Source organism: Actinoplanes derwentensis (assembly GCF_900104725.1).
In the GTDB taxonomy this organism is placed as follows: Bacteria; Actinomycetota; Actinomycetes; order Mycobacteriales; family Micromonosporaceae; genus Actinoplanes; species Actinoplanes derwentensis.
Genome location: NZ_LT629758.1, coordinates 6,008,209 through 6,025,134, shown reverse-complemented (window position 1 = coordinate 6,025,134; position 16,926 = coordinate 6,008,209). Strand labels below are relative to the sequence as shown.

General features: G+C 73.6%; 11 protein-coding genes. 9 read left to right on the top strand and 2 right to left on the bottom strand.

Features of this window, described 5'->3' with window-relative positions:
• Nucleotides 1–190: 190 nt before the first annotated feature.
• Genes BLU81_RS26480 through BLU81_RS26470 form a run of 3 tightly spaced genes read left to right on the top strand, consistent with a single transcriptional unit; the run spans nucleotide 191 to nucleotide 5,914 of the window.
• Nucleotides 191–631, top strand: coding sequence for a hypothetical protein (locus BLU81_RS26480; RefSeq protein ID WP_092547159.1), 441 nt, complete (start codon nucleotides 191–193; stop codon nucleotides 629–631).
• Nucleotides 628–3,288, top strand: a complete 2,661-nt coding sequence (locus tag BLU81_RS26475; RefSeq protein WP_092547158.1) for a helix-turn-helix transcriptional regulator — start codon at nucleotides 628–630, stop codon at nucleotides 3,286–3,288. Before BLU81_RS26480 ends, BLU81_RS26475 begins: the two co-directional genes overlap by 4 nt.
• A complete protein-coding gene (locus BLU81_RS26470) occupies nucleotides 3,275–5,914 on the top strand; it encodes an AAA family ATPase (RefSeq protein ID WP_092547157.1) in 2,640 nt (879 codons plus the stop codon). Before BLU81_RS26475 ends, BLU81_RS26470 begins: the two co-directional genes overlap by 14 nt.
• 4 nt (nucleotides 5,915–5,918) lie before the next feature.
• On the opposite strand, the gene BLU81_RS26465 is transcribed toward BLU81_RS26470, so the two are convergent.
• Both BLU81_RS26465 and BLU81_RS26460 read right to left on the bottom strand, forming a co-directional pair.
• A complete protein-coding gene (locus BLU81_RS26465) occupies nucleotides 5,919–8,333 on the bottom strand; it encodes a hypothetical protein (protein WP_157751794.1) in 2,415 nt (804 codons plus the stop codon).
• 113 nt (nucleotides 8,334–8,446) lie between these two features.
• On the bottom strand, nucleotides 8,447–10,882 hold the full coding sequence (locus BLU81_RS26460; protein WP_157751793.1) for a hypothetical protein: 2,436 nt from the start codon (nucleotides 10,880–10,882) through the stop codon (nucleotides 8,447–8,449).
• Nucleotides 10,883–11,036: 154 nt separating this feature from the next.
• Between BLU81_RS26460 and BLU81_RS26455 the strand changes: the two genes are divergently transcribed.
• The 6 genes from BLU81_RS26455 to BLU81_RS26430 all read left to right on the top strand — a co-directional run bounded on the left by BLU81_RS26455 (nucleotide 11,037) and on the right by BLU81_RS26430 (nucleotide 16,882).
• Nucleotides 11,037–11,300: a hypothetical protein gene (locus tag BLU81_RS26455; RefSeq protein WP_092547154.1), complete on the top strand. Its 264-nt coding sequence runs from the start codon at nucleotides 11,037–11,039 to the stop codon at nucleotides 11,298–11,300.
• Nucleotides 11,297–11,617 (top strand): hypothetical protein, encoded by a 321-nt coding sequence (locus BLU81_RS26450; protein ID WP_092547153.1) that lies wholly within the window; start codon nucleotides 11,297–11,299, stop codon nucleotides 11,615–11,617. Before BLU81_RS26455 ends, BLU81_RS26450 begins: the two co-directional genes overlap by 4 nt.
• A 57-nt stretch (nucleotides 11,618–11,674) precedes the next feature.
• Nucleotides 11,675–12,712 carry an anti-sigma factor gene (locus tag BLU81_RS26445; protein ID WP_092547152.1) on the top strand — a complete coding sequence of 346 codons (1,038 nt, stop codon included), beginning with the start codon at nucleotides 11,675–11,677 and terminating at the stop codon, nucleotides 12,710–12,712.
• A 139-nt stretch (nucleotides 12,713–12,851) separates the two neighbouring features.
• Nucleotides 12,852–13,409 carry a sigma-70 family RNA polymerase sigma factor gene (locus tag BLU81_RS26440; RefSeq protein WP_092547151.1) on the top strand — a complete coding sequence of 186 codons (558 nt, stop codon included), beginning with the start codon at nucleotides 12,852–12,854 and terminating at the stop codon, nucleotides 13,407–13,409.
• A gap of 102 nt (nucleotides 13,410–13,511) precedes the next feature.
• Nucleotides 13,512–15,218 (top strand): RICIN domain-containing protein, encoded by a 1,707-nt coding sequence (locus tag BLU81_RS26435; protein WP_157751792.1) that lies wholly within the window; start codon nucleotides 13,512–13,514, stop codon nucleotides 15,216–15,218.
• Nucleotides 15,215–16,882, top strand: coding sequence for a S8 family serine peptidase (locus BLU81_RS26430; RefSeq protein WP_157751791.1), 1,668 nt, complete (start codon nucleotides 15,215–15,217; stop codon nucleotides 16,880–16,882). Before BLU81_RS26435 ends, BLU81_RS26430 begins: the two co-directional genes overlap by 4 nt.
• Nucleotides 16,883–16,926 lie beyond the last annotated feature (44 nt).

Sequence of the window (16,926 nt, the reverse complement as noted above, 5' to 3'; positions counted from 1 at the left end):
CCGGCGGGATGAGGCGGACACCACACCCCGCTGGAGCGTGGCTGGGGAATCTCCGTGAACGGAACCGGTCCGGCGTCCGTTTGCAAGGCACGGCCGGCGAGACGCCCGGCCCGTGCGGAGGTGTGAGGTGGCAGGTTCTGTGCAGGACGAGGGTCGCTACCGGATGGTTCACCCAGGCGGTCGCCAGCATGTGACGTCCGATGATCCGGAGCAACTGCTGGCCGAACTGATCCCCGGCTACCTGGCCGTCGCACCGGCGAACCGGCACGCGGCCCGGATCGCGCACGCGGAACGTGACCTGGAGCGGATGCAGCAGCGGGTGCTGACCGCGTACGGCTCCGAGGACTGCGACGACGCCGAGCTCGACGTGCTGCTCGACACGTCCGCGAGCCGGCAGGTGCCGGATCTGTGGTCCGCACCGGTGCCGTTGCTGCTGATCGACGCGCATTTCTCCGACGAGAGCGGCGGACCGCGTCCCCGTGAGGCGGGCGGCCGGATCGTCTGGCTGGAGACCGGCGACACGGACTCCTACCTGCGTTCCTTGGCCGTCGCCGGTGAGATCTTCCTGGTGATCCGCGAGGACGCGGTCGCGGCCGGAGCACGCGGGGGCTCCACCCGCGAACTGGCGTGACCGCCCGGCGGCCGCCCGGCGTCAAGGGGAACACACCGCGGCGGCGCACCGTAGCGGGCCGCGACGAACAGATCGGCATCCTCGGCACCGCCCGCCGGGAAGCGGCCGACGGCGGCCGGTTCGTGCTGGTCACCGGCGTGCCCGGCAGTGGCCGGACGGCTCTTCTGGAAGCGCTCGCCGACGCCTGGCAGCCCGCGGGCGTGGCGATCCTGCGCGTGTCGCATCCGGAGGAGACCGGCGCGGTGGCGGGTTTCGCCGCAGTGCTGCACGTCGTCCGCGAGCAGTACGAGCGCCTCGGCGACCCGCTGCTGGCCGGTCCGCTGAGCACGATCGGCGCGCTCTGCGCGGACACCGGACCGGTCCGGCCCGGCCGCCTCGCCGAACTGTCACAGGAGACCTCGGCCGCGTTCGGGCTGATCGGCCGCCGGGTGCCGACCGTCCTGCTCGCCGACGACGCCGACGACGCCCCCGGTCTGACCGCCGCCCTGGCCGCCGCGGTTCGCGCCGGCTGCCTGGTGGTCGCCACCGCCCGTACCGCCCGGGGCCGGCTCGCCGCCCTCGCCGACACGGTCGTCGACCTGCCCCCACTGCCCGCGGACGCGGTTCGGGACCTGCTGGTCCGCCGGCACGGGGTGCCGTTGGACGAGGCGGTTCTGCCCGCGCTGGCCACCGCGCTCGGCCCGCTGGCCGGAAACCCGGCGACCGTGCTGGAGACGACGGCCGAACTCCTTCGTACCGGCCGCCTGAAGGTTGTCGGCGGGCACCTGTGCCTGCTGGATCCGCGGGACCCGATCGGATTGCCCGCCGGGCACCGGCTCGTCACCGCCCTGCTCGGGCGCGGTCCCGACGCGGTCCGGCTGGCCACCATGGCCGCCGTCACCCGGTTCGGCCTGGACGACCTGCCGCTCTTCGCGCATGCCACGCTCGGCCGCCTCGACGATTACGGCTGGATCGTCGACGCCCTGGTCACCGACGGTGTGCTGGTGGCCGACCGGCGGGGCAGCATCCGGCCGCAGAGTCCCGCCCTGGCGGCCCGCCTCGTCGCGGACGCGGGCCCGGCCGCGGTGGCCCGGCTGCACCGCGCGTACGCGGCGGCGATGTTCCGCCGGGCCGGTGCCGGGGCCCCCGCCGACCGGGCCGCGCTGGCCGACCACGTCACCTCGGCCGGGGTGGCCATGCCGACCGACCGGCGTACCGCGGTGAGTCTCGCCGCCACCGCGGCCCAGGCCACCGACCGGGAACCGGGCCGGGCCGCCGACTGGTTGCGCGCCGCGCTCTGGCACGCCGGTGGCGGTCAGGTCGCCGACGACATTCTCGCCCGGCTGCTGCGGCTGCTGGTCCGCACCGGCCAGTTCGCCCGGCTCTCCGACGTCGTGCGGGCCGCCGGACCAGCCGGGCGCACCGGTGACCTGGCCGCCGCCGCCACCCTCGCGGCCGTCCACACCGGAACACCCGCCCCGGAGGCGACCGACCCGGCCGTGACCTACCTCGCCGACCGGTGGCTCGACGGCCGCCCAGCCGGTCCGGTCGCGGCCCCGGACGCCCGCCCGGCGACGCTGATCAGCGCTGCGGAGGTCGCCCTCGCGGCCCGATCGATCGGTGCCGGTCTCATCCCTGCGGACGAGAAGAACGACGAACTACTGACCGCCGGCGGTACGGGTGACCTGGCCACGGTCCTGCAACTGATCCTCGGCGAGGCGCGGTACGACACTCCCGCTGACGGACTGCTCGCCGCGTACCACCGCCTGCACGCCTGTCACGCCCACGGTGACCTGCCCGGCATGCTCTCCGCCGCCCGCGAGGTGGACCTGGCCGGTGCCCAAGCCCCGGCAGTCCGCCGGTTCACCCGGCTCTGGGCCGCCGAAGCGCTCGCCCTGCAGGGCCGCGCGGAGGAGGCCGCGTCCCGGATCGCCGGGGTTCCCGACGAGGCGCCCTACGCGGCACTGCGGTGGTGGGCGGCGAACGGCCCGGCCACCGAACCGGCGACCGCGCTGGAGGCGGCCGGGCGACTGCGCGCGGCACGGGTGGCACACGCCCGGCAGTTGGCGCACGGCAGCCGGATCGGCGTCGAACAGTTGCTGACCCGAGCCGCCGGTCTCGCGGCGCGGTTCGATCTGGCCGGGGAGTCCACCCATCTGGCCGGGATCGTGGACGCGGACGCCAGCGGGCCGCACCGCCGTCTCAGTGCCGGGACCACGCTGCTGATCCGGGCGCTGACCACTGGGGACACCACCGCGGCGACTCGGGCGACCGGCCTGATCCGGGCCCGCGGTCACCGGCCCGACCTGACTCTCGCCACGCTGGCACTCGGCCGGGTCGCCCCGGATCCGCGTCCGTGGCTGCTCGAAGCGCAGGCACAGGCCGAGGAGATCGGCTCGCCGGTGCTGCGGTCCGCGGTCACCACCACGATGCGGGAGCGTGGCGTACGGCGACCGCGGTCCCGGTCTCCGCAGGCCGCGTTCAGCGCCGTCGAGATGCAGACCATCGAGCTGATCCGGCGGGGACGTACCAACCGGCAGATCGCTGTGCAGGTACGGATGAGCGAGAAGACGATCGAGAACTACCTGACCCGGCTCTTCGCCCGTACCGGCTGCCGGTCCCGGGTCGAACTGGCCGCGGTCAGCCTCACCACGGACATCCTCGGTGTCGCGTCCTGACCAGCAGATCGGTGCTTTCCCGATGACGACCATCGTCGATCCGGCCGAACCCGCGCTGACCCTGCTCACCGGCCCCGCGGGCATCGGCCGCAGCCATGCGCTGCGCGGTCTGCGCGAGGCGGCGGCCGCGGCCGGGCGGCCGGTCGTCGAGGTGCGGCTCGCGCCGGAGGACCGGGACGAACCGTGGTACCTGGCCGGGCGGGTGCTCGCCGGACTGGCCCCGATCCCCACCCGGTTGGGTGCCGGGCGCGGTGGTTTCGTCGAGCCACCGGCCGCCGCGCTGACCCGCGCGCTGCGCCGCCATCCGGGCCTGGTGATCGTCGTCGACGACGCGCAGTGGGCCGACCCGGAATCCGCGACCGCCCTGCTGGCCGCGTTGCACCAACTGGCCCGTACGCCGGTGCGATGTGTCGCCGCGTGGCGTACCGGCGCCGCCGTCAACCCCGTCCTGCTGACCGGTTTCGACGGGCTGCGCGCGGCCGGGCTGGCCAAGATGGACCGGCTGCGCCCACTGCCGCCCGCCGAAGCCGACGCGCTCGTGTTCCGGCTGCTGCAGGCCGTGCCGCACGACTCGTTGCGCACCGAACTGCGCCGGCTCAGCCGTGGCCGGCCCGGCCCGTTGCTGGCGGCCGTCGAGGGCTACCGCGGGTCGGACACCCTGCGGGTCGTGGACAGGCGCGCCTACCTGGCCGACGTGACCGTGCCGCCCCGGATACCGGTGGGCCACGACCTGCTCCGGCCGGTTCACCGTCTTGACCCGGGCACCTTCGCGGTCGCCCGGTCGCTGGCCGTGCTGGAACCGCTCGGCCCGGCGGTACCCGCTCTGATCGGCCGCGCGCTCGGCATGACCTCCGACGAGGTGGGCGCGCACTTGGGCACGTTGCGGGACGAGGGCGTCGCCCGGGTGGACCGGCGCGGCTGGCGGATCCCGGTGCCGGCGGTGGCCGTCGCGCTCGGCGCCGGTCTCGGACCGTACGAGCGGCGCCGGCTGGCCCAGGTCGCGGTGCAGGCCCTCTGGTCCGGCGACGCGCACTCCGGTGACCCCGGGTTCCTGCCCGACGCGGTCGCCACCGCCGGTGGACTGGTCGATCCCGCACGGTCGATCACCCTGCTCCGGGAACACGCCACCGCTGCCGCGCTCCGGTCGCCCGCGGACGCGGCCCGCTGGTGGAGTGGCGCGGCCGACCTCAGCGGCGACCCCGCGGACCGGGCCGAGGCGGTGCTGAACCGGGCCGGTGCCGAACTGCGCGCCGGTCGGTACGGCTCCGCCCGTACCCCGCTGCTGGGTCTTCTGTCCGAGAACGACCTGTCACCGGCCGCTCGCGAGGAGGCCGCACTTCTGGCCCTGATCGGTGCCCGCGGCGAACGCGACATGGACGCCGTCCGCGCCACCGCCTCGGGGGAGTGCGGGGGACCGGTCACCCGGGCCGCCGCACTCACCGTGCTGGACCGCTGGGCCGAAGCGGCGCGGCTGATACGCGAGACCGCCCGGATCACCAGCACGGCGGAGGCGCTCGGCACCCAGATCCGGGCCGTCACCGGCCGCACGTCCGCGACGCCCCGGCCACACCCCGGCACCGGCGACAGCGACGCGGGTTCGGGCCGCCGGGCCGCCTCAGCTGCGGTGACCGCCTTCCTGACCGCCACGGTCAGCGGCGACCCGGTGGGGGCGCACCGCGCGCTGGCCGGAACCGGGCTGACCGACGCCGACCTGCCCGTGCCCGCGCGGGCGCTACGGGACTGGCGGGCCGGCCGGTGGGACCGGGCACTGGAAGCCGCGCTGTTCGGCGTCGCGGCCGACCTCGCCGTGGCCTACCCGGTGGCCCAGTCCACCGTGCACCGGATGGCCGCGGAGGTGCTGCTTGCGCGGGGCTGGCCGTCCCGGGCCAGAGCGATGCTGGAGACCGCCCGTGCCGACGGTGCACCCCTGCCGCACCTGTTGGAACCGGTCGCGGCCGAAATCGATCAGATCCTCGGCGATCCGGCGGCAGCCGCCCGGGTCACCGGTGCGGCGCTCGCCGAAACCGCCCGCCGCGGTCTGGTCGCCGGTGTCGACGAACTCTGGCTGACCGCCACCGAACTGGCCATGGAACGCGGCGACCCGGCCGAGGCCGCGGCTGCCGCCGACGCCGCGGCCGGGACCGCCGCCGCACTGGACACCGTGGCGGCCCGGCTGCGGGCGGCCTCGGCCCGGCTGGTCGCCGACCGGAACCCGGAACTCGCCGGTGAGGTGGTGTCGCTGGCCCGTGAGTTCGGTGCGCCCTACGAACTGGCTCGCGCCCTGGAACGGGTGGTCCGCTGGACCGGGCACACACCCGCGCTGCTCGGCGAGGCATACGACCTGCTCGGCGACCTCGGGGCGGTCCTGCACCGGTCCCGCGTCCGGCAGGCCATGCGCGAGCACGGGCTCGCGGTTCCCGGCCGCTCCGAAACCCTCGCCGAAGGGGAGCAGCTACTGGCCGCCCTGGTCGCCGAGGGCCTGTCCAACCGGCAGCTGGCCGCCGCCACCCAGAGCAGCGAGAAGAGCGTCGAAGGCCGGCTCTCCCGGCTGTTCAACCGGACCGGGTACCGCTCCCGGGTCGAGCTGGCCTCGGCCGTCCTGGTCGGTGAGTACCAGGTCGGCTGAGGGCCTAACCGCGTTCCGGCGCCAGCAGGCTCGACAACGGCAGATCGATCCCCTTCGACCGCTGCCGCCACTTGCCGTCGTCGGCGTAGAGCACCTGATCCACCCGGGTCCGGTCCCAGGCCTGCTTCGGCAGCAGCAGCGTCACCCCGTCGGCCACCAGGTCGGGCACCCGCGACCGCACCGAGGTCAACCCGGCCATCGCGGCCGCGGTGGCCGGGACGTCGATCGCCTGGTGCGCCTCCACCCGCAGGTGCACCAGCCGGCTGCCGGGCCGGACCGCCGGCCGCCGGGACAGCAGTGGCAGGGAGTCACCGGCCGTCGGCGCCGGAGTCTCCGGGAGCACCGCCCACGCCCCGCCGCCTCGTTCACCGCGCGGCCAGTGCACCGCCTCGTCCGGCAGGCCGTCGGCGCCGTGCCGGGCTCCGGTGCAGCGCAGGACCACCGGATCCGCGGGCAGGTCGGTGTGCTCGTGCGGGCGCCCGTCCGCGCCGATGCGCCAGCCGGCCCGCAACCGGGCCTGATTCAGCCACCCGGCCGGCAACAGGAACGTTCCCGGCTCCGACACCTGAGGACCCAGATCGGCGGGTACGCCGGTGACCCGGCCCAGATCGACCGCGCCGCCCGCCTCGACCCGCAGGCTCAGCAGGTACTTAGCCGGATTGGCACGCGCGACCCGTTCGCCGTCCAGCGCGCCGATCAGGAACAGGTTCGCCGCCGGCACCCCTTCGACCGGCACCCGCTGTGGCGGCCACGGGCAGGCCAGCCAGAGCTGCAGCGGTTCCGCGTTGACCTCCGGGACGGCCGGCAGCCACCCGATCCCGTGCGGCCGATCGCCCCGGGCCGGAACCGTCGCCGGTGGGCCCGACGGTGTCGGCATCCGCTCCGGAGGGGGCGCGGCCGCCACGGCCGGTGCCGGTGCCGGAGCCGCGGGCATCGGCGCCGGGGTGTGCCGCTGCCGGGGGACCAGCCAGCCGTCGTCGTTGCGCCACCGGGCCGACTCCACCGAACCGGCCCGCAACCAGCGGGTGGGCTGCCGGCGGTCGTCCACGGCACGGGCCAGGCCGTCCCGCACCACCACCGTCGCGCCCGGCGGCAGGCACCACACCTCGACCCCCAGCTCCCGCTCCAGCAGCGTCAGGTGATCCCGCATCCCGACGGCCCGGTCCGGGGGCACCGGCGTGAGCAGCAGCAGGTCCTCCCCGGCCCAGCCGGAACCCTCCAGCAGCCCGCGCAGTTCGGCGGTGCTCACCGCGAGGTGGCTGCCGTCGCCGTACCGCAGGGCGACCCGCCCGTCGTCGAGAACGGCCAGGTCCAGCAGCACGGTGCCGGTCTCGGCGGACAGATCGGAGTACCGCTCCCGCAGTGCCGCCTCCGGCAGGCGACCGGTACTGATCAGGGCAACGCCGTCGGTCGTCAGCACCTCCGGCCCCTCGCGGGGCACCAGCCGGCCGTCGCGATCGGTCACGAAACGGTATGTTTCCGGCGCGCCCGGCGGACGGAACTCCCGCCAGCCGGTGATCGCGCCGGACCGGTCCCGGGCGGCGAGATCCCGGCACCCGCGCAGCAGCACCGCCTCACCGCCGGGCTCGGGCGCCCACACGGTCGCGCCGGTCGCCTCCGCCAGCGCGGTCACCTCCGCCACCAGCTGACGGCACTCGCTCTCGTTGTCCGGCCAGCGCAGCCACAGGCGCAGGTCACCGCCGTAAAGATGGATCGAGGAGAGCGCCGCGGCGACATCGCGCCCGGAGTACCGTCCCGGCGCGCGTCCGGCCGGATCCAGCAGGTAGGCGGAGAGCCGGAAACCGCCGTCGCGGGTCGCCAGAGCCACCGTCACCAGATCCGGATGCCCGGTGCCGAGCTGGGCGACCGCCGCCCGGCGCACCACGAAATCCTCCCGGTTGGCGAACTCCAGCCCGCCCGGCAACGGCAGCGTGGCGAGCCCCGGCCGGTGCAGCACCAGCCCACCGGCCAGGTCGAACCAGCCCGGCAACGTGGTCGCGACCGCGGCCGGCTGCACCAGCGCCCACTCGACCACGTCCCCCGACACCCGGTCGACCGGCATCGCCTCCCCACGCCGCCCACCCGGCGTGACCAGCAACTTCACCGAGGCGCCGACCGGTGTGACGATGATGTCGCAGCTCAGCGAGTCCGCCACCGGCCCGAGTAGCGCGGCGTAGCCGGCACCGTCGTCGACGAGGACACGCAGATCCCGCCCGGCCACCGCGGACGCCTGCGCGTAGTCGGTCAGCTGCCCGGCGTTCAGCGCCGTCTCCGGTGCGTCCGGCCGGGCCAGACCACCGTCGGCGGTGCGGACCAGGACCAGATCACACAGGCCCGCCACCGGAATGGGCAGGTCCGCGTCGGCCGGCCGCTGCGGTGAGGGCGTGCTGTCAGGCTTCTGCTGTCGGCTGGATCGCAACGTTCCTCGCTAGATTCTGTCTCGCGGATCGACCGGTGACTCGGTGTGGCCCGACGACAGGACCAATCTTTCTGCTGGTACGGCCGGGCCCACGCCCGTGCCCACCGATCGCCCTACGTCGCCGCTCCCATCCGCATCGACCACCGGGCCGCCGCCCCGGCCCCGATGATCACCGGAACCGTCCGTTGCCGTCCCGGCGCCAGCGCCCGCAACGGAGCCCACAGACCCCGCGCGTCGGCCCCGGCACACACCACCACCCGAACCCTGGCCGCCGACCGGTCCCCGGCCAGCTCCGCCACCGCCCCGATCCGCCGAATGTTCCCCGGCAGCGTCCCACCCGGCAACGTCTCACTCAGCACGTCACCGACCAGCAGCACGTCGATGTCCTCGCCGAATCCGGCGGCGATCGCCAACCCGGCCCGTCGTGCGGCCCCGGCGTCACCACCCACGGTCAGCGCGTCCGGCACGACCGCCAGATCGATCCACAGCCGCCGGCCGTTCAGCTCTCCGAGGATCACCGGTGCGGTCGAGGGCGGTGGCTGCTGCCCTTCGTCGAGCCAGCCGTATGCCGATCCCCAGCGGGCCGGCCGTGCGCCGATCAGCCTTGCCTTCGCCGGATCCCCACCACAGAACAGGTCCGTGACCAGCGCCGCGAAGGGATTCGCCGTGGCCGGCGGGGCCAGCAGCACCTTCGGTTCAAGTCCAGGCACCGCCAACGCCATCGGCCCAGCCAGAACCGGATGGCCACTGCCACGGATGTGGCCGACTCCACCCATGTCACCAACTCCGCCCGAGCCACGGCCGCTGCCAACGCTGGCGGCACCGGCACCGGCACCGGCACCGGCGCGCGCGGGCGGGCGCGACGGCGCGAACGGCGTCAGCGGCTTGGCCGCAGGCGGCTCCGTAGTCCACATGTCACTGTCCGGTTCGGACGAAAGGCTCCGAGGTGCCGCCGTGGACCCCGACTTGAACGTCGGACCCCGGAGAGCCGCCGTTGACTCCGGCGCACGTGGCGCGGGTACCGGCGGCGCCATCGGCAGCCCCGGTGACGGTGGGTCGGCCGATGGGGCCAGCGGCGGCGCGGGTGCCGCCGGAGCGGCCGACAGCGCGATCGCCAGTGCTATCGGTGGCGCGGGTGCCGCCGGGCCGGCCGATGGCGCTATCGGTGGAGTGGGTGCCGGTTGGGTGGTCGGCGACGCTACCGGCAGTGTGGGTGCTGGCGGGTCGGCCGATGGGGCCGCCAGCGGCGTGGCCGCCGACGGGCTCTCCGGTGGGGTCATCGGCGGCGCAGGTACCGACGAGGCCACCGAGGGCCACATCGACGGCGCGGGTGTCGGCGGGGCGACCGGCATCGCGGGTGTCGGCGGGGTGGCCGATGGCGCGAGCGGCATCGCGGGTACCGGGGTCGTCATCGCCTCGGTGGGCTGCTCCGGCGCGAACTGTTTCCCGGCGCCGTCACCGGCCGATCCGGAGAGCGATGACAACGGGAGGGAGGTCGTGGTGTTGTCCGTCCGGCCGGCCGCCGTGGGTGACCAGGCCGGGAATCCGGCAGGAGGCCTGCTCGGTGCCCATGCCGGCTCGCCGGGCACCGGCGGCGGAGTGTCCGGCCGGCTGGGTGACCGGTCGGTCGGCGCGAGCGAACGGCCCGGCCCGGGACCTACTACCGGCCTGACCGGACGTGCCGGAGGATCCGGTACGGGAGGCGCCCCGCGTTTGCCGGCTGTGCCGCCGGTTTTCCCGAACACGCCGCTGGACTTTCCGGACCCGCCCACAGTCCGGGTGCTACCCGCAGGCCCGGCCACGCCAGGAGTTGCGGCCACGCCAGGAGACCCGGCCGCGCCCGGAGCTCCGGCCGGTTGTGCACCGGCCGCTCGGGCCGGCTGCCGCCGTGACCGCAACGCGACCTGCCCCCAGGCCAGCAGCAGCACGGCCAGGGCGAAGAGCGCGATCCGTAACCCGTTCGGCGACCAGATCACCGCAAGTCCACTGGTCTCGCCGTCGTCATCGCGTGCCGCCTCGGGTCGCACGGTGGGCGTGGTGGCCGCGGCGCTGGCGGCTGGGGCCGGGGTAGCCACGGAGGGTGCCTTGGCGACCGGGGCGGTGGGTCCGATGCCGGGCAGCGCTCCGGTCTTGACTCCGCGCCCCTTGGCGTCGGCGGGCAGGATGAGGATCCAGCCGGGTTCCACTGTGGCCGACTTGTCCATGCTCTTGCCGTCGGGCTGTCCGCGACCCTCGTTGAGGTCGAAGATCTCCCGGTACCGGTTGCCGTCGCCGAGGGTTCTGGCGGCGATCGCGAAGAGGTATTCCCGCTGCCCCCGGACCGGTTTGCCGACGATGTAGTACTTACCGGTCTCACCAGGCACGCGCAGAGCCGCCACCGGCCGACCTGCGGCGATGGTGGTAAAGGCCGCGCTGGTGAAGGCGCCTGTAGAGCCGGCGGTGGTGAAGGCGGCTGTGGTGGAGACGGCGTTGGCGGACGCGGCGGGGGAGCCGACGACGAGGAACATGAGAAGGGGCACGGCGCCGAGCACCGCGGATCGTCGTCTCATCCTGTCATCGTCCTTCGCCGAAGCCCGTCGTGTGTCGCGGGGTTCCCGTCAGTTCTTTGGACGGAATCGTGAACCGGCACGTTCCGGCCACCGTTCTCAGGGTGTTCTTCCGAGTCTGGAGGTGTTTATGAGCGGGATTAGACCGTATTCAGCGATGGGGAGCAATGCGGCCGGCAACTGCCGGGCCGCCGCCGCCGACATCGGCGAGCGTCTCGGCATGCTGCGCGAGCACCTGGCGGGCCTGGACCCGGCACGCCTGCGGATCTCCCCGTCCCGGCTGGCCGATCTCCTGGTGGGCTATGACATCTACGCCCGGATGCTCGACGACGCCCTGCACGACATCGCCGGTGACCTGCAGCAGACGGCCGAGGCCCCGCGGCGTTCCGACGTGGAGCTGGCCGGCGGTGACTGCCGATGACCGGCGCCGACCAGGCCGCCGAGGCCGATCTGGCCGTGATCGGGCGAGCCATCGACGCACTGGCCGCGGAGGTCGCCGGGCGACTGGCCGGGTTGCGTGCGGAGTTGGAGCCGACCCGGGGGTTGTGGGCCGGGGCGCGGGCCGACCTGGGCCCGGCCGACGAGTGGACGATCGCCGCCGACGGGCTTCTCGGCCGGGACGGTGTCGTCGGGTTGATCAGCGATGCGATGGAGATCACGTGGACCGGTTATCCCGGGGTGGGCTGGGCCGATGCTTCCGGCCCGCTGGGTGGGGCCGACGCCCCGATGGCGGACTGAGGGGCCGGTGCACGATGCTGCCGTCGTGTGCCCGAGCGCGAGGGGGAGTGACGCCGGATGAGCGCGCCCACCTGTGACGACTCGACCATGCGCACCCTGGTCGGTTTTCTGGTCCTCGGCCGGCTCTCCGAGGTGGAACACCGGACCGTTTCCCAGCACTTGACGACCTGCGAACGCTGCCGTGTGGAGCGTGCGGAGATCGACCGCCTCGTGTCGGTCCTCGGCATGCTCCCCGTCGCGGACGTGCGCGCGCTCGTCGCCGACTTCGGCGTCGAGGTGCCGGTCACCGGCCCGGTGCCGGGCCAGCTCTTCGGCGCACCAGGAGCCCCGCGAGGCACGCAGGGAGCCCCGCGAGGTGTGCAGGGAGCCCCGCGAGGTGTGCCGGGATCCCCGCGAGTCGCGCCGATCGCCGCTCCCCGACCCGTACCCCCGCCGGTTGTCGTCTCGCGTCCGGCTGCCGCGCCGCTCCCGCCTCCGCTTCCGGTCGCATCCCCCTCCCCGGCTGTCGGCGAGCTTCGCCCGGTCGCCAGGATCGGCCCGGTGCCCGCGGCCGATCGGCGGGGTGTCCGGTTGGGCGAGGGTTACCTGCCGCCGCGGCCCGTGACCGGCCCGCTCTCCCGGGGCCCGCACTCGCACCGCAGGTCGGCCTCGCGCCGTCCCCGCGCCCGCGCCGTCGTCGGTATGACCACCGTGCTGGCCGCGGTGGTGACCGCGGCACTGTTGATCATGCCGGGGCTGTCGGCCGAGACTCCAGGCCCGGTGGTCGCGGTGGCGTCCACCTCGGACGGCGTCAGTGGTGTGGAGATGTCCGCCGTGCTCTACGAGGACGACGGCCGGGTGAGTGTGCGGCTCTCCGCCACCGGACTGGCCCCCGACGTCGCGTACCAGCTCCACGCCGTCACCGACGAGGGCGAGGACCTGCTGCTCGGACAGCTCACCGGCGGCACCGGCGGCGGGACGTTCACCGGCGACATAGCGTCTTCGGTCGATGACCTGTGGTACTTCAGTATTCAGGAGATCGACGGCGGTCTGATGGTCTCGGCGAACGTGGTGCTCGGATCGCCGGGCCCGGATCCGAGTGCCGGTGCCTCATGACGCCGGAGACCCTCGGAGCAGCTCACGACCGTCCATCAAGGTATCGAGAACGATGAGTCGACTCGGCCCCGGTCGACAAAGATCGGGAAAACCTTCGCGAGTTATGAACTCGGGTCCCGATGCGGTCGTTATCACTCCCATGGATCCGGCCCCGGAGAACACGTTGTACGGCGATTCGCCGTTGCTTCCGACTCATGACGAGGCGCTGAAGCTCGCCTACGAGACCCACGGCCCGATCCTGCTGAACTACCTTCTGCGCCTGACGACGGGCAACCGCGCGATGGCCGAGGACATCCTCCAGGAGACGCTGGTCCGGGCGTGGAACCATCCGGAGGCGCGCACCGCCGACGGGGAGTGGAGCCGCGGCTGGCTGTTCACCGTGGCCCGGCGGATCGCCATCGACCACATCCGGGTGGCTCAGGTCCGCCCGACGGAACAGCTCGACGAGCGCATCGAGGATCACCACACCACCGCTGACGACATCGACCGGCTGATCAACACCCGGGAGGTGCGCGACGCGGTGGCCCGGCTGCCGGAGCGCCTGCGCAGCGCGCTCATCGAGATCTATTTCCAGGAGCATTCGGTGGCCGAGGCCGCGCAGAACCTCGCCGTCCCGGAGGGCACGGTCAAGTCACGCACCTTCTACGCGCTGCGGGCTCTGCACGAGGACTTGGTGGCGCACGGCTTCACGGTCTGAGGCCGCCGGAAAATCTTGGCGTATCCGTGAACCGGAGCATGCCCGGTCCCGTTCACAGAGCACATTCGCTGGAGAGGGAAACCAACCGTGGCATTGAGATCGGTGAAGGGGGCTGTCGTGCGGGCGTGGCAGTCGCTGCGTACCACCCGGCAGCGGGTCGAGGCCGGAGTGGCTTTCACGGCCGCCGTTGCCTGCGTCGTCGTGGCCGGTATGCAGGTCGGCCCAGCGTTCGCGGAGACGAAGATCGAGGGCGATCGGGTGCCCGACGACGTCCTTCCCGCGATCGTGGTCGGCGCGACGTCCTGCCCGTCGGTGACCGGTCCCCGGTTGGCCGCTCAGCTGATGGCCGCCTCGGAGTTCCAGCCCACGGCGAAAGCCGGCGAGGGCGAGGGCCTGGCGAACCTGGATCCGGAGGACTGGAAGAAGTGGGCGCCGTGGCAGAAGGCGCAGCGCACCGACGTACTGGCGAATGTCCTCGCTCTCGCGCACCGCACCTGCGAGACGGTCGGTCAGGTCCGCGAGGCCGACGTCGACGGTGACCATTGGGAAGCCGCCGTGGCCGCCGGGCAGGTCGGCCTGGAGACCGTGGTGAAGGCCGGCGGTGTGCCGGAGTCCGCCCAGAAGTACGTCGACACCGTCGCCGGCTACGCCAACTGGTACGCGGAGCAGCCGCAGTTCACCGGTGAGCCGGAGGAGAACGCCTCGGTGGCACCGCCCACCGGCACCGCCATCCCCGACGAGTACCTGAGCCTGGTCGTCAAAGCAGGCCAGGTCTGCCCCGACGTGATCTCCGCGGAGCGGGTCGCCGCGCAGCTGATGGCGCTCTCCGGTTTCAACCCGAACCTCAAGGGTGGCAGCGGCGGTCAGGGCATCGCGCAGTTCACCGACAAGATGTGGCAGGAGTACCGGCCGTCGGCCAGCGCCTCGGTCTGGGACCCGAAGGCGGCGATCCCGGCTCTGGGCAGCGCGATGTGCGACCTGAAGAACCAGCTCTCCGGTATGAAGCTGAAGAACGCGGACGGCAACACCGAGGATGCCTACACGCTGGCACTCGCGGCGTACCAGTGGGGGACCACCGCGGTCCGGGCCGAGGGCGGTGTGCCCCGCGAGGCGTCCGTCGCGCAGCTGGCCGACATGGTGGATGCTCTGGTCGGTACCTACCAGGCCGACACCCGCCTGACCGTGCCGTCGCCGTCGCCGTCGGTCTCCCCGTCGGTCTCGTCGTCGGTGGGTTCCCCGTCGCCGAGCGTCTCGCCGTCCACTTCGCCGAGTCCGTCCCCGTCGAAGTCCTCGCCGAGCCCGGTGGAGACCTCGGCGAAACCCGAGACGACGAAGACCACCGAGCCGGCCACGCCGGTCTGGAACGCCGCCGACTCCTGGCAGATCACCAACCAGCTCACCGGCCGGGTGCTCGAGGTGCCCGGCACTGACTCCGTCACGACCGGTGGCACGACCATGCAGCTGTGGGACAACCTGAAGCAGAAGGACCAGCACTGGCACGTCGCCAATGCGGCCGACGGCGGCTGGGTGGTCATCACCAACGACTTCAACAACAAGTCGCTCGGGATCCGGGACGGCTCCGCCGACAACGCCGCCCAGCTGGTGATGCTGGACCCGGCGTTCGCCGACCACAATCAGCAGTGGAAGTTGAAGGCCGCCGGCGACGGCGCGTACTTCATCATCAACCGCAAGTCGGGTAAGGCGCTGGACCTCATCGGTGACGACTGCTGCGGCAGCAACGGCACCGCGGTGACCCAATGGGACCTGCAGACCTACGCCGTCGACCAGCAGTGGAAACTGAGCAAATGAGCATGCGCCGATCGGTGAGCAGGGTCGCGGCGGTCCTCGCCGTGCTCCTGTTCACCGGCGCGGTGCGCGCCGCGCCGGCGCGGGCCGCAGCCGCGGACTACGTCCTCTATTACACCGTCGGCTCGGTGAACCCGGCCGGCCAGGAGAACCTCGGTAACATCGCCGACCGGCTCCTCGGTGGTGCCGGGCGGGCGACGGACATCTTCAACCTGAACTCCGGCCGGAGCCAGCCCGCCGGTGGCGCGCTCAGCAACCCGAACTCGCTGACCGCGGGCTGGTACCTGGTGCTCCCGTGGGACGCGGTCGGTTCCGGCGTGCGGTACGGCGTTCTGCCCACCACCGCTCCGGCTCCGGCCGCGGCCCCGGACACGAACACGGGTGCGACGACGGCTCCTGGTGCGACGACTCCCGGCTCGGCGCCGGGAGGCGGTTCGACCGGCGGCGGGCAGCCAGCCACGACCGGCCAGGCCGAGAGGCCCACGGGCCCGGGTGTTCCGCAGGCGAGCACGCCGGTCAACCCGGGCGCGGTGCCGTCCTCGCCGCCGCCCGCCGCGCCACCCTCCGGCAAGTGCGTCGCGGCGATCGCGGCCAGTGCCCCGTCCAACTGGGCGATGCGCAAACTCGCCGCCGACCAGGTCTGGGAGCACAGCCGTGGGGTCGGCCAGCTGGTCGCCGTCGTCGACTCGGGTGTGGACGGTCGCGCCGCCCAGCTCAGCGGCCGGGTGGCGATCGGCGCGAACATCGTTACCGGCGACGGCCGGGGTGACAGCGACTGCCTGGGCACCGGAACCGCGATGGCGGGTCTGGTCGCCGCGCAGCCGGTGAACAAGGAGACCTTCACCGGGGTGGCCCCCGAATCGGTGGTCATGCCGGTCCGGGTGGTCACCGACGGCACCGCCGCCGGCGAGGCCGCCCAGGCCGCCGCGATCGAGGTCGCGGTCTCCGCCGGGGCCACCGTCATCGCGCTGGGTTCCTACGTGGACGTCACCCGGCCCGCGGTGGTTCAGGCCGTGCAGGCCGCCCTCGACCAGGACATCGTCGTGGTGGCCGGTGCGCCCCCCGCGGGTCCGCGGGACGGCGCGGTGGAGCCGCCGGCCGAGGTGATCATCGTGGGTGGGGTCGGTGTCGACGGCAAGACCGCGGAGGAGTACGCCCCGCAGTCGGTCGACGTCGTCGCGCCCGGAGTGAACATCGCCAGCCTCGGCATCAACGGCACGAAGCGGTTCGTGGGCAGCGGCACCGAGTACGCGGTGGCCCTGGCCGCCGGGGCGGTCGCCCTGGTCCGTGGCTCGCATCCGGAGCTGAAGGCGCCGCAGATCGTTCACCGTGTCGCGATCACCGCGGACCGGATGGGCGACGCTCAGCCGGACAGCCGATACGGTTACGGCATGATCAACCCCGAGGCGGCGGTCACCCGGGAGCTTCCCGAGGAGACGGCGCTGCTGTCCCAGGACAACGATCCCGCCGGGGCGTCCACCGACGGAGACGGCGTCCGGGTCGCGTTCCTGGTGACGGTCCTGGTCGGTCTGATCCTGAGCGCCCTGCTCGTCTTCCGTCTGCGGCGCACCATGCGCGGGGCCGAGGCCGAGGGTGACCTGGACGCGGAGTGGCCGGCCGGCCCGATGCGGCCGGAAGACGAGCCCACCGTCGTCGGATCTCGCTGAGGGTGGCCCGGCAGATGACAGCGCAGACCTCCGTTCGCCAGGGA